The organism is Amaricoccus sp., assembly GCF_047602525.1.
In the GTDB taxonomy this organism is placed as follows: Bacteria; Pseudomonadota; Alphaproteobacteria; order Rhodobacterales; family Rhodobacteraceae; genus Amaricoccus.
Window position 1 is genome coordinate 643,974 of the sequence record NZ_JASGHB010000001.1, and the last position, 12,987, is coordinate 656,960.

The following is a 12,987-nucleotide window of genomic DNA, read 5'->3' on the forward strand; positions in this document are numbered from 1 at the left end:
TGCAGGCACATGGGCCCCGCGATGACCCCCGGCGCCCGCCTCTCCGCAGCGATCGACCTCCTCGACGCGATCCTCGCGGGCGAGCCGGCGGAGCGCGAGCTGACCCGCTGGGCCCGCGCCAGCCGCTTCGCCGGCTCCAAGGACCGTGCCGCTGTCCGGGATCTCGTGTTCGACGGCCTCCGCCGCCGTCGCTCGCTTGGCTGGCTTGGCGGCGGCGACACCGGCCGCGCCATCGTGCTCGCCGGCCAACTCGCCGCCGGTCGCTCTGCTGACGGTGCGCCCGACGCCGCGCTCGACGCCCTGTTCACCGGCGACGGCTTCGACCCCGCGCCCGTCACCGCGGCCGAGCGCGACAGCCTCGCCCGCAGCCTCGACGCCGCCCCGGAAGGCATCCGCCTCGACTATCCCGACGCGCTCCGCGATGAACTCGTTGCCTCGCTCGGCGACGGCTTCGAGCCGATCCTCCGCGCGATGCAGGAGCGCGCCCCGGTCGACCTCCGCGTCAACACCCTGAAGACAACGCCCGCCGCCGCCACCGTCGTCCTCGCCCGCGACGGCGTTCAGGTGGTGCCCCAGCCGCTCGCCCGCGCCGCGCTGCGCGTCCTCGAGAATCCCCGGCTCGTCGCGGCCAGCCGCGCCTACACGCAGGGCATGGTCGAGTTGCAGGACGTCTCCAGCCAGCTCGTCGTCGACTCGTCCGGCGTGGTCCCCGGCATGACCGTGCTCGACTACTGCGCCGGGGGCGGCGGCAAGACCCTGGCCCTCGCGGCGGCCATGGCAGGCGATGGCCGCCTGATGGCGTGGGACGCCAACCCCCGCCGCATGGCTGACCTGCCGGAGCGCGCCCGCCGCGCCGGCGCCGCGATCCGCGTCCTCTCCGACGCGGACTGCGCGGCCCTGCGTCCGACCTGCGACCTCGTTCTGGTCGACGCGCCCTGTTCCGGCACCGGCGCCTGGCGCCGAAAGCCGGACGCGAAATGGCGCCTCGGCCCGACTCAGCTCGACGCCTTCCCGCCGCTGCAGGACCAGATCCTCGACGCCGCCGCCCACAAGGTCCGGCCGGGCGGTGCGCTGGTCTATGCCACCTGCTCGCTGCTCCAGCGCGAGAACGAGGCGCGGGCGCGCGCCTTTCTCGACCGGCACCCGGAGTGGGCAGCGGAGGGTGAACGCCGCCTCAGCCCGCTCGACGGCGGCGACGGCTTCTTCTTCGCCCGCTTCCGCGCGCCGAAGCGGCGGCGGCAAACGCCGTAGAGGCGAGCCGATTCAGCAATAATAAAACCTGTGGTTGTGAAGCTCGATTTCGCCTAAAATGAAGGCGGGAGGATCTCCACCGTGCTCGACAACCAGGAAGCCGGGACAATCCCGGCGGCGATCCGCGGGTTCGCCGAAGGTCGCACCGGGGCGGGGCTCGCCATCGCCGGGGTCGCGCTTCTCGCCGCCACCGGGGCGGAGCTTCTGCGCGGCCCCGCCGTGGTACACGCCTCGCTCGCCACCGCCTTGCTCGTCTTCGGCGGCTACCTGCTCGCCCTGCGCGGGCGGCGCTTTCTCCTCGCGCGGCAGGGCAGGCGGGCCGCCATCGTCGACTGGTTTGCCAGTGCCGGCGATCCGGTGGTGCTGACCCGCCTCGACGGCGCGATCCTCGGCCGCAACCCCGCCGCCCGCGAGGCGCCGGGCCTGCTCGGGCGCGCGACGATCTACCGCCTGACCCGCGAGGTCCAGCTCAATGGCCTGGCGAGCGAGGAGGCCCCCGACGGCCGCTCGCGCATCACCGCCATGCGTTGCGGGCCGAACCGCCTGCTCTGGCGCCACGAGCGGCTGGCCGGAGTGGCCGGCCCCGTGACGCCGGTCGCGAGCGAGACCCTCGACCTGCCGCGCCTCGCGCTCGCCCCGGACGGCAGCGTCCGCGCCGGCAACCCCGCGGCTGCGGCGCTCGGCGCGACGCCGGACGAACTCGTTTGCCTGCTCGACGACGCCGCGCGCCGGCCGGAGGGGGTGCATTTCCTCGCCGACGGCTCCCGCGCGGTGCGGGTGGTGCCGCTGCCCGATCGCGACGGCTGCCGCGAGGTCGCGCTGGTGCCGATCGACGCGGCCGAGATCGCCGGCCTCGTGCCGGAGCGCTTCATCGAGGAGCTGCCCGTCGCGCTGGCCCGACTCGAGCCGGATGGCGAGCTGACGATGACCAACCGGGCCGCGCGCCAGCTGCTCGGGCCGGCGGCGCAGCCCGGCGCCAACATCTGCACCCTGCTCGAAGGGCTCGGCCTGCCGATCCCCGAGCGCCTCGCCGATACCATGAAGGGCCGGGCGCTCGGCCGCTCCGAGGTCGCCCGCCGCATCGTCGACGGCCAGGAGTTCTTCCTGCAGCTCGCCTTCACCCGCACCGTGCTCGACGGCCGCTCGGCGATCCTCGCCGTGCTCTCGGACGCGACCGAGCTGAAGACCCTCGAGCAGCAGTTCGTCCAGAGCCAGAAGATGCAGGCGGTGGGCCAGCTCGCCGGCGGCGTCGCCCACGACTTCAACAACCTCCTGACCGCGATCAACGGCCACTGCGACCTGATTCTCCTGCGCCACGACGTGACCGACGTGGAGCATGGCGACCTGATGCAGATCCGCCAGAACGCCAACCGCGCGGCGGCGCTGGTCCGCCAGCTGCTCGCGTTTTCGCGCAAGCAGACCCTGCGGCCCACCGTCATCAACCTGCAGGACACGCTGGGCGAGCTGACGCACCTGCTGAATCGGTTGCTGACCGACAAGGTGACGCTGCGGATCGAGCACGGCAGCGACCTCTGGCCGGTGCGGGCCGACGAACGGCAGATCGAGCAGGTCATCATGAACCTGGTGGTGAACGCGCGCGACGCCATGCCGCGTGGCGGCGAGGTCCGCGTCACCACCCGCAACGTCCGGCTGGAACAGGATTCCCACCGCGACCGCGCGGTGATCCTCAAGGGCGACTATGTGGTGATCGAGGTGGCGGACTCCGGCCACGGCATCCCCGAGGGCAAGCTCAACAAGATCTTCGAGCCGTTCTTCACCACCAAGCAGGTGGGCGAGGGGACGGGCCTCGGCCTCTCCACCGCCTACGGCATCGTCAAGCAGACGGGCGGCTTCATCTTCGCCGACAGCCCGGACCAGCGGGGCGCCATCTTCACGATCTACCTGCCGGCCTACGACAAGGCCGAGACGCCGCCGCCGGTCGCAGCCGAGCCCCGGCGGCCGCGCGACCTGACCGGGCGCGGACTCGTGCTGCTGGTCGAGGACGAGGATCCGGTGCGCTCGTTCGCGGCGCGGGCGCTGCGGCTGCGGGGCTATACCGTGGTCGAGGCGGCGTCCGGCGAGGAGGCGCTCGAGATCCTGAACGACCGCGGCCTGCACGTCGACCTGATGCTCTCCGACGTCATCATGCCGGGCCTCGACGGCCCCGGCTGGGTACGCGAGGCACTGAAGGCGCGGCCCGACACCAAGGTGATCTTCATGTCCGGCTATGCCGAGGACGCCTTTGTCGGCGGCGACGGCGGTGTGCCGGGGGCGGCCTTCCTGCCGAAGCCGTTCACGCTCATCGAACTGACCGAGAAGGTGAAGGACCATCTCGGCGCGTGAGGCTCCCCCGGGAGGGGGGGCGTCCTGCCGTCGCGGCACCCTTGCCCGGAACGATGGTGGTCCCTAACCTCACGGTGAGGCGGCGGCAGGCTGGCCGCCCGCCAAGTCCAGCCTGCGTCGCTCGCCGTGAGTCGCTTTGTGTGAGACCCCAGATCAGTCTTCGTCAGTCCGACTGAAGTCATGGGGTTGCCGACCGTTTCGCGCGTGAAATTCTGACCCCGAGGCTGCCCATGCCCATCTTCACCCTCACCACCGACAGCGATGGCGTCGCCACGATCACCTGGGATCTGCCCGGCCGCTCGATGAACGTGCTGACCGAGGAGGGCATCGCCGACCTCGACGCCGCCATGGACGCGGCGCTGTCCGATCCCGCCGTCAGGGGCATCGTCATCACCTCCGCCAAGCCCGATTTCGCCGGCGGCATGGACCTTTCCGTCCTCGCGCGGATGAAGGAGGCCGCCGGCGCCGACCCGGGCCGGGGCGTCTTCGACGGCATCATGGCCATGCACCGCCTGCTCCGGAAGATCGAGCGGGCGGGCATGGACCCGAAGACCCTGAAGGGGGGCAAGCCCGTCGCCTGCGCCATGCCCGGCCTCGCCGCCGGTATCGGCACCGAGATCGCCCTCGCCTGCCACCGCCGCTTCCTCGCCGACCAGCCGAAGGCCAGGATCGGCCTGCCCGAGATCCTCGTCGGCCTCTTCCCCGGCGCCGGGGGCACCACGCGCCTGTCGCGGACGCTCGGCCTGATGGCGGCCGCGCCGGTGCTGCTCGAAGGCAAGATGCTCGCCCCCGCGCAGGCCAGGGCCATGGGCCTCGTCGACGAGACCCCGGCGCCCGCCGACCTGCTCGCCGCGGCAAAGGCGTGGGTTCTCGCCGCCCAGCCCGCCGACCTGGTGAAGCCGTGGGATCAGAAGGGCTTCAAGTTCCCCGGCGGCGCACCCTACCACCCCGCCGGCTTCATGACCTTCGTCGGCGCCAACGCCATGGTCCTCGGCAAGACCCAAGGGGTCTATCCCGCCGCCCGGGCCATGCTTTCGGCGATCTACGAGGGGGCGATGGTCGATTTCGACACCGCCCTGCGGATCGAGGCGCGGTGGTTCACCTCCGTGCTGCTCGACCCGTCCTCGGCCGCGATGATCCGCTCGCTGTTCCTGAGCAAGCAGGCGCTGGAAAAGGGCGCCGTCCGCCCCGCCGTCCCGGATGCGCCCGTGCGGACGCTCGGCATCCTCGGCGCCGGCATGATGGGTGCGGGCATCGCCACCGTCGCCGCGCAGGCGGGCATCGACGTGGTTCTGCTCGATCGCGATCAGGAGGCCGCCGACCGCGGCAGGGCGCACGCCGAGACGTACTTCGCCGAGGGCGTGAAGGCGAAGAAGACCACCGCCGACAAGCGCGACGCCGCGCTCGCCCGGATCACCGCCACCGCCGATTTCGCCGCCCTCGCGGGTTGCGATCTGGTGGTGGAGGCGGTGTTCGAGGATCCGGCCGTCAAGGCCGAGGCCACCCGGCGGGCCGAGGCGGTCCTGCCCCCGGGCGCGATCTTCGCCACCAACACCTCGACCCTGCCGATCAGCGAGCTGGCCCGGGCGAGCGCCGACCCGGCCCGTTTCGTCGGCATCCACTTCTTCTCCCCCGTCGAGAAGATGGCGCTGGTCGAGATCATCCGCGGTCGCGAGACCGGCGACGCGGCGGTCGCCAAGGCGCTCGATTTCGTCCGGCAGATCCGCAAGACCCCGATCGTCGTCAACGATGCCCGGTTCTTCTACGCCAACCGCTGCATCCTGCCCTATGTCAACGAAGGGGTGCGGATGGTCGCCGAGGGCGTCTCGCCCGCGCTGATCGAGAACGCGGCGCGGCAGCTCGGCTTCCCGCTCGGCCCGCTCCAGCTCACCGATGAGGTCTCGCTCGACCTCGGGGTGAAGATCGCCAGGGCGACGAAGGCCGCCATGGGCGACGCCTATCCCGACAGCCCGGCCGACGGCGTGCTCTTTGCCCTCGCCGACGCCGGCCGCCTCGGCCGCAAGGCGCGCGCCGGGTTCTACGCCTACGACGAGAAGGGCAAGCGGCAGGGGCTCTGGCCCGGTCTCGCCGAGAGCTGGCCCCCGCGCCCGGAGCAGCCGGACCTGACCGAGGTGCAGCACCGGCTGGCGATGATTCAGACGCTCGAGGCGGTGCGGGCGCTGGAGGAGGGGGTGCTGACCGACATCCGCGAGGGTGACGTGGGCGCCATCCTCGGCTGGGGGTTCATGCCGTGGTCGGGCGGGCCGTTCTCGTGGCTCGACATCCTCGGGCCAGGCCAGGCCGTCGAGATCTGCGACCGCCTCGCCGCGGCGCATGGTGGCCGCTTCGCGGTGCCCGCCCTGCTGCGGGAGATGGCGCGGCAGGGCGAGACGTTCTATGGCCGCTTCCGCCCGGCGGACGCGGCCTGACGGTTCAGGCGGGCAGGCGCACCCGGTAGACTGCTTCGGCGGTGGCGTGGGCCATCGCCGCCTGCTCCGCCGCCGAGTAACCGGCGAGGATCGAGCGGAAGGCGGCGAGCCAGTCGGGCAGGGTGCCGCCCTTGACGGTACAGACCGGCCAGTCGCTGCCCCAGAGGCAGCGGTCGGGGCCGAAGGCGGCGATCACCTCCTCGACCCAGGGCCGCACCGTCGCGAGGCTCGCCTCGCCGGGCGCGACGTAGGCGAAGACCCCGGAGAGCTTCGCCACCACGTTCGGCTCGGCCGCGAGCGCCCGCACGCCTGCGCGCCAGCTGTCCCAGGCGCCGCCCGCGATGTCCGGCACGCCGCAGTGGTCCATGACGAGCCGGGTGTCCGGACAGGCCCGCGCCAGCTCGACGGCGATCGGCAGCTGCCGGGCGAGAAAGCACATGTCGAACGGCAGGTCCCGGGTGCCGATCGCCCGGACGTTGGCCCGGAAGGTCTCGCTCCGGGACACGTCGTCGCTGGTCTCGTGCAGGATCCGGCGATAGCCGACCACGCCGAGCGACGCGCCCTCGTCGAGCCAGGCCTCGAAGCCCGCGTCGGTCTCGGGCCGGCACGAGGCGATCTGGCCGAGGATGCGGCTCGCCGGGTCGCCGGCGAGGCGCGCGATCATCCGCGCCTCGCCGCGATAGTCGACCGCATCGACCTCCATGAAGATCGTGCCCGCCACCCCGGCGCCCGCGACCAGCGCGCGATAGTCGCCGAGGGTGAAGGGCCGCCCCCGGAGGGCGGGGGCGGTCTCCATCCAGGCGTAGGTCTGCTGGTCCGGGTAGACGAGGTGCTGGTGAGTGTCGAGAAGCGGGATCACCGCTTACTCCGGGTCGGCGATGCAGGTCTGACGCTGGTCGCCGAGGCCCTCGATGCCGAGCTCGATGACGTCGCCGGCCTTGAGGTACACCGGCGGCTTCATGCCCATGCCGACGCCCGGCGGGGTGCCGGTGGAGATGATGTCGCCGGGCTCGAGGCTCATGAACTGGCTGAGGTAGCTGACGACGTGGGCGACGCCGTAGACCATGGTCCTGGTCGAGCCGTTCTGCCGGGTCTCGCCGTTCACCTTGAGCCACATCCCGAGATTCTGCGGGTCGGCCACCTCGTCGCGGGTGACGAGCCACGGGCCGGTGGGGCCGAAGGTGTCGCAGGACTTGCCCTTGGTCCACTGGCCCTGCCGCTCGGTCTGGAACGCGCGCTCGGAGACGTCGTTGATGGTGCAGTAGCCGGCGACGTGCGCGAGGGCGTCGGCCTCGGAGACGTACTTCGCCCGCTTGCCGATGACGACGCCGAGCTCGACCTCCCAGTCGGTCTTCTGCGAGCCGCGCGGGATGATGACCGCATCGTTCGGGCCGCAGATCGCGCTGGTGGCCTTCATGAAGATCACCGGCTCGGACGGGACGGGGAGGTTCGAACTCCGCGGCATGGTCTGCATAGTTCAGGCCGATGCAGATGAACTTGCCCGTACCGCCGACACAGGCACCGAGGCGGGCGGAGCCGTCGACCGCAGGCAGCGCCGCGAGGTCGAGGCCGCGCAGGCGGGCGAGGCCCTCGTCGGAGAGCGTCGATCCGGCGATGTCGCCGATCACGCCGGACAGGTCGCGGATCGTGCCCTCCCGGTCGAGGATGCCGGGCTTTTCCGATCCCTTGGCGCCGTAGCGAACGAGCTTCATGTCTCTCCCTCCCTTCGTGGTCCGTTTGGGCGCTTCTTCCGACACTTCGGGCGGGATGTCCACCATCGGAAATTCGGCCGGACGGGCTTCAAACGTGCAGAGCGGATGAATGGAAAACATCAAATATTTGAAAATGCTATATTTAATATTTGTATAGAAATAATTAAAGTCAAAACAGGCTGCGGATGCGCCGCCCGGTCCGGTGCGCGGACACGATGGCAACGAAGCGTCAACCGCATTCTTCCCGATGCATGGCAGCCATGCAGCAACTGCATCTGCACGCGGCGCGCAAGAGGCGGCATTATCGCCGAGCCGATCCGGCTCCTCCCGCCTTCCAGAGTTTGCGCACCGATGTTTTCGATTCTCGAGTTGACCGGCCTTGTTGCGGCCAGCCTGACCACCTTCGCCTTCCTGCCGCAGGTCGTGCAGACCTGGCGCAGCCGGTCGACCGAGGGGCTGAACCTGCCGATGCTGGCGGTGCTCGCCGCCGGAATTGCGCTCTGGACGATCTACGGCTTTGGCACCGGGCAGCTGCCGGTGATCCTGGCGAACTCCGTGACGCTCTGCCTCGTCGCCATCCTGCTCGGGTTGAAGCTGCGCGACACGTTCTGGCGCCAGACCGCGTAGAGGCGACCGGCCGACGCGCCTGCGCGCAGTCGGCCCACGGCAGTCGGCCCACGGCAGTCGGCCCACGTCCGCCAATCGCAATCGGCCGTCGCGTTCCCGACGCGACTGGCCGGCTCAGCGGAACGCCTGAAGCACCATCACCGCGTTGAGGCCGCCGAAGGCGAAGGCGTTGGTCATCACCGCGTCGACGCGGGCGTCGCGGGCGACGTTCGGCACCACATCGAGATCGCAGTCCGGGTCCGGCGTCTCGTAGCCGATCGTCGGCGCGATCACGCCTTCGTCGAGCGCCATCAGGCAGGCGATCATCTCCACCGCGCCGGTGCCGCCGATCAGGTGGCCGTGCATCGACTTGGTGGACGAGATCATCAGCCGGTCGGCGTGCGGCCCGAAGACGGTGCGCACGGCGGCGCACTCGGTCTTGTCGTTCACCGTGGTGCCGGTGCCGTGGGCGTTGATGTAGCCGACCGCCTCCGCCGGCAGGCCCGCGTCGGCCAGTGCCCCGCGCATCGCCCGGACGGCGCCGTCGAGGTTCGGCGTCACGATGTCGGACGCGTCGGAGGTCATCGCAAAGCCGGTGACTTCCGCGAGGATGCGAGCGCCGCGGGCGAGCGCCGCGTCGAGTGCCTCGAAGACGAACATCGCCGCTCCCTCGCCCTGCACCATGCCGTTGCGATTGAGCGAGAACGGCCGGCAGGCGTCGCGCGACATGACGCGCAGGCCCTCCCACGCCTTGATGCCGCCGAAGCACAGCATCGATTCGGCGCCCCCGGTCAGCACCACGTCGGCCATGCCGCTGCGGATCAGCTGGAAGGCCTGGCCCATGGCGTGATTGGACGAGGCGCAGGCGGTGGAAACCGTGTAGGTCGGCCCTTCGATCTTCATTTCCATGGAGATCTGGCTGGCCGCGGCATTGTTCATCAGGCGGGGGATGACGAGCGGGTGAACCCGGTTCTTCCCCTCCTGATAGACCAGGCGATAGTTCTCGTCCTGGGTCTGCAGGCCGCCGCCGGAGGTGCCGAGCACGACGCCGGCGCGATCCGCTGCCGCAAAGGCGATACCGGCGTCCGCCACCGCCTCGCGCGCCGCGACGAGGGCGAACTGGGTGAACGGGTCGAGCAGCGACAGCGCTTGTCGCGAGAAGTGCGCCTCGGGGTCATAGCCGCGGATCTGGCCGCCGATCTGGATCGACAGGCGGTCGACGTCCTGGAAGTCCAGCGGCCCGATGCCGAGCCGGCCCTCGCGCATGCCTGCGCGGGTGGCGGATGCGGTGGCGCCGAGCGCGTTGATCGTGCCCTGGCCCGTGACGACGACGCGCCGGCCGCCGCGGGGATGGTCGAGGGGAAGGGTCATCTGTGCCGCGGCTCAGGCGCCGGCGGCGACGAGGCTCTCCACGGCGTGGACGATGCTCGCCACGGTCGAGATGTCGAAGTCGGACTTGTCCGGCTCGTTGGCGTTGAACGGCACCTGAACGTCGAAGGCTTCCTCGATCGCGAAGATCGTTTCCACGAGGCCGAGCGAGTCGATGCCGAGATCGCCCAGGCTGGACTGCATGGAGACAGCAGATGGCTCGAGCGCGGCCTGTTCGGCGAGGATGGCGACGACCTTGTCCCGGACCGTCTCCCTCACAGCGTCGGACATGATCCCTCCGTCGGATGAGCTGTTCTGGAAGCTCTAATCGCTCGGGCGCGGATTGGAAATGCCTTTCTGCACTGCGTCAAGCCGCGCCATCAGGCGCGGCAGCCGGCGCAGCGCCTTGTACATCTCGACATTCTGGTCCATCCGCACCGCCGGATATCCCATCATGATGCGGTTCGGCGGCACGTTCGAGGCGACGCCGGAATTGCCGGTGATGACCGCGTTGTTGCCGATGACCAGATGGTCGGCAACGGCGGACTTGCCGCCGAGCACCACGCGATCGCCGATGACGGTGGAGCCGCCGACCGCGACCTGGCCGCAGAGCAGGCAGGTCCGCCCGACCTTCACGTTGTGGCCGAGCTGGACCAGATTGTCGATCTTGGTGCCGTCGCCGATCGTGGTGTCCGAGACGGTGCCGCGGTCGATGCAGGAGTTTGCGCCGATCTCCACGTCGTCGCCGATCCGCACGGACCCGATCGAGTTGATGCGGACATAGGCCGCCTGCTCCTCGGCGGTGACGACGCCGGTCTCGCGGGCCTCCTCGACGATACCGCGGGTGGGGGTGACGAACGAGAAGCCGTCGGCGCCGAGCACGGCGCCGGGCTGGGCGATGAAGCGGTCGCCGATGCGGACGCGGGCGCCGATGCGGACGCCCGAGAGGATCAGCGCGTCGCGGCCGATCACCGCGTCCTCGGCGATCGAGACGTGGCTGAAGATGCGGGCGCCCGGGCCGATGCTGGCGCGGGCGCCGATCAGCACGAACGGGCCGATCGCGGCATCGGCGGCGACATCGGCGGTCGGGTCGATGACCGCGGACGGATGGATGCCGGGGGGAATTTCCGGCGGCCGCTCGAAGATGCGGTTGACGCCGGCCAGCACGTAGCGGGGGCGGGGGGCGAGGATCGCCGCTTCGAGGCCGAGCGCCTGCCAGTCGGCGCCGGGCCAGAGGATCGCGGCGCGGGCTCGGCCCTTGCGCAGGTCCTCGGCAAAGGCCGGCTGCATGGCGAGGGCAACCTCGTCGGCGCCCGCGGCGGCAGGCTCGGCGGCGCCGGTCACAACGAGTTGTCCGTTGCCGACCGCCTCGGCGCCGAGGGCGCGGGCCAGTTCCTCGATGGTTGTCACGCGCGCCCTCCCCGGCGTTGGCGGATCAGCCCTGCGCGGCCGGCAGGACAACGCCCGCCTTCTGCATCATGGCAAAGACCGTGGCGTCGCGGCCGTAGACGTCGGGCCGGAAGTGGACCGCGCCGCTCTCGTCGAAGAACGCCGTGCGATAGACGATGTGCACCGGGATCGGCCGCTCGAGCGTCACGCCCTTTTCCTTGCCGCTGTCGCGCCACGCGTCGAACGCGGCCACCGGATCCGCGACCTGGCCGGTCAGCAGGATGTGCGCCAGCTCGACCGGCTTCTGCAGGCGGATGCAGCCGTTGGAGTAGGCGCGCACGTCGCGGGCGAACAGATCGCGGTGCGGCGTGTCGTGCATGTAGACCGAGAAGTGGTTGGGAAAGAGGAATTTGACCTGCCCGAGCGCGTTGTCGTCCGACGGCCGCTGCTTGATGCGGAAGGGAAAGTTCTCGGGTGTGTACTGGGTGAAGTCGACGAGATTCGGGTTGATGACTGTGCCGCCGCGGGTCATCAGGTCGATGCCGGCGTTCTTCAGCACCATCGGGTTCTTCTGCAGCTTCGGCAGGTAGTCGCGGATCGCGATGGAGTCGGGGATGTGCCACGTCGGGTTGATGACGACGGTACGCACCAGACCGTCGAACTCCGGCGTCTCCGTGACGGCGGTCTTGCCGACGACGGCGCGCGACTGCCACGTCTCCTTGCCGTCTTCCATCAGCCGGACGGTGAAGTCGGGAATGTTGACCCAGAGGTAGCGGGCGCCGAGATCCTTCGGCATCCAGCGCATGCGCTCGAGGTTGACCGCGACCTGGGCGAGGCGCGTCTCGGCCGGGGCGTTCACCGCGTCGAGGGTCAGCGCGCCGACCACGCCGTCGTCGTTGAGGCCATAGTCGCGCTGGAACGCCGCCACCGCGTCGGCGAGCCCGTCGTCGAACGCCGAGCTCGCGGCCTCCGCGGTCGGCTGGAGATAGCCGAGGCGGGCGAGGCGGGCACGGAGGCCGGCGACCCGAGGGTCGCTGTCGCCCGGGTGCAGCGTCGGGCCGTCGGCGACCTCGGGGCCCCAGCTCGCGGTGCGGGCGAGGTCCTCGAGGCGGGCCTTCTCGGCCTTCAGGAGCGCATAGTCCGGCGCCTTCGGCTCGAGCGAGCGCAGGATGTCGGCGACGGGCTCGGTCGCGAGGCGGTTCATCAGCGCCGAGGGGGCCGGACGGACGGGCGTGCGGTCGACGTACTCCGGCGCGACGGAATCGGGCCGGACGATGCCGCCGGCGACGTCGTGGCCGAAGGCAAGGAAGGCGCGCGAGGCAGCGACCTCGAGGGTGGCGGGCGCGGCCGCGCCCGCCTCGAACAGCGCGGCGAGGCCGTCGGGGTCGTAGCGGTCGACCGGCAGGGCCTGCGCGTCGGCGGCGGCGAGTGCTGCGACCAGCTCGGGCTCGCGGCGGGTGCCGGCGTCGGTCCAGAACGGCGCGTAGAGCCGCGCGGCGAAGAAGCCGTCGATTGCCGCCCGCTCGGTGGCGTCGAGCGGCGCCAGCTCGGTCTGCAGCGCCGCCTTGAACGCGGCAGCCTCCGGCAGGAGGCTGGGGCCGGCCGGCAGCGCCGCGGTTTCCGGCGCGGCGGGCGGAAGGGTGACGCCGGCATCTTCGGCCATCGCCGGCAGCGCAAGGCCGGCCGCAAGGATGGCAGGAAGATAACGGACCCTGAAGATCATACGCATTGCCTGCCTCTCGTTCGTGCTGCCCGGCGGGTTTTTCTTGAGGGTATCGCGCTGCGGCGGGCGCGGCAAGCGGCCGTCCTATTAACAAAGAATTCACCAATTCAAGAGAGAGGGCGTAGCTATACACGGATCGGCGGAAATTCGCCGAACCATCGGCATC

The 12,987-nt window shown here is 70.9% G+C and carries 9 protein-coding genes and 1 pseudogene; 4 read left to right on the top strand and 6 right to left on the bottom strand.

Annotated elements, in window-relative coordinates:
- The first annotated feature begins 21 nt into the window (after positions 1-21).
- The 3 genes from QM699_RS03650 (at position 22) to QM699_RS03660 (ending at position 6,023) form a co-directional block, all read left to right on the top strand.
- Positions 22-1,251 carry an RsmB/NOP family class I SAM-dependent RNA methyltransferase gene (locus tag QM699_RS03650; RefSeq protein ID WP_415009853.1) on the top strand — a complete coding sequence of 410 codons (1,230 nt, stop codon included), beginning with the start codon at positions 22-24 and terminating at the stop codon, positions 1,249-1,251.
- Between the two features lie 81 nt (positions 1,252-1,332).
- Positions 1,333-3,594: an ATP-binding protein gene (locus QM699_RS03655; protein WP_415009854.1), complete on the top strand. Its 2,262-nt coding sequence runs from the start codon at positions 1,333-1,335 to the stop codon at positions 3,592-3,594.
- Positions 3,595-3,824: 230 nt separating this feature from the next.
- Positions 3,825-6,023, top strand: coding sequence for a 3-hydroxyacyl-CoA dehydrogenase NAD-binding domain-containing protein (locus tag QM699_RS03660; RefSeq protein ID WP_415009855.1), 2,199 nt, complete (start codon positions 3,825-3,827; stop codon positions 6,021-6,023).
- A 4-nt stretch (positions 6,024-6,027) separates the two neighbouring features.
- Here QM699_RS03660 and QM699_RS03665 read toward each other — a convergent pair whose 3' ends face one another.
- The gene (locus QM699_RS03665; protein WP_415009856.1) at positions 6,028-6,882 is read right to left on the bottom strand and encodes an amidohydrolase family protein; all 855 of its coding nucleotides are present in this window, start codon (positions 6,880-6,882) and stop codon (positions 6,028-6,030) included.
- 3 nt (positions 6,883-6,885) lie between these two features.
- Positions 6,886-7,735: pseudogene (locus tag QM699_RS03670) on the bottom strand (fumarylacetoacetate hydrolase family protein).
- Positions 7,736-8,086: 351 nt separating this feature from the next.
- Between QM699_RS03670 and QM699_RS03675 the strand changes: the two are divergent.
- The gene (locus QM699_RS03675) at positions 8,087-8,362 is read left to right on the top strand and encodes a SemiSWEET family sugar transporter (protein ID WP_415009857.1); all 276 of its coding nucleotides are present in this window, start codon (positions 8,087-8,089) and stop codon (positions 8,360-8,362) included.
- Positions 8,363-8,476: 114 nt separating this feature from the next.
- Here QM699_RS03675 and QM699_RS03680 read toward each other — a convergent pair whose 3' ends face one another.
- The 4 genes from QM699_RS03680 to QM699_RS03695 are packed head-to-tail and all read right to left on the bottom strand — an operon-like array spanning position 8,477 to position 12,827.
- On the bottom strand, positions 8,477-9,712 hold the full coding sequence (locus tag QM699_RS03680) for a beta-ketoacyl-[acyl-carrier-protein] synthase family protein (RefSeq protein ID WP_415009858.1): 1,236 nt from the start codon (positions 9,710-9,712) through the stop codon (positions 8,477-8,479).
- 12 nt (positions 9,713-9,724) lie between these two features.
- Positions 9,725-10,000, bottom strand: a complete 276-nt coding sequence (locus QM699_RS03685) for an acyl carrier protein (protein WP_415009859.1) — start codon at positions 9,998-10,000, stop codon at positions 9,725-9,727.
- A 33-nt stretch (positions 10,001-10,033) separates the two neighbouring features.
- The gene (lpxD, locus tag QM699_RS03690; RefSeq protein ID WP_415009860.1) at positions 10,034-11,119 is read right to left on the bottom strand and encodes a UDP-3-O-(3-hydroxymyristoyl)glucosamine N-acyltransferase; all 1,086 of its coding nucleotides are present in this window, start codon (positions 11,117-11,119) and stop codon (positions 10,034-10,036) included.
- A 25-nt stretch (positions 11,120-11,144) separates the two neighbouring features.
- Positions 11,145-12,827, bottom strand: coding sequence for a L,D-transpeptidase family protein (locus QM699_RS03695; RefSeq protein WP_415009861.1), 1,683 nt, complete (start codon positions 12,825-12,827; stop codon positions 11,145-11,147).
- Positions 12,828-12,987 lie beyond the last annotated feature (160 nt).

What these genes read in the sequence shown, in the direction of transcription:
- QM699_RS03650 (WP_415009853.1), top strand. Translation starts at nt 22, where the DNA reads ATGACCCCCGGCGCCCGCCTCTCCGCAGCGATCGACCTCCTCGACGCG.
- QM699_RS03685 (WP_415009859.1), bottom strand. Translation starts at nt 10,000, where the DNA reads ATGTCCGACGCTGTGAGGGAGACGGTCCGGGACAAGGTCGTCGCCATC.
- QM699_RS03680 (WP_415009858.1), bottom strand. Translation starts at nt 9,712, where the DNA reads ATGACCCTTCCCCTCGACCATCCCCGCGGCGGCCGGCGCGTCGTCGTC.
- QM699_RS03675 (WP_415009857.1), top strand. Translation starts at nt 8,087, where the DNA reads ATGTTTTCGATTCTCGAGTTGACCGGCCTTGTTGCGGCCAGCCTGACC.
- QM699_RS03695 (WP_415009861.1), bottom strand. Translation starts at nt 12,827, where the DNA reads ATGCGTATGATCTTCAGGGTCCGTTATCTTCCTGCCATCCTTGCGGCC.
- QM699_RS03660 (WP_415009855.1), top strand. Translation starts at nt 3,825, where the DNA reads ATGCCCATCTTCACCCTCACCACCGACAGCGATGGCGTCGCCACGATC.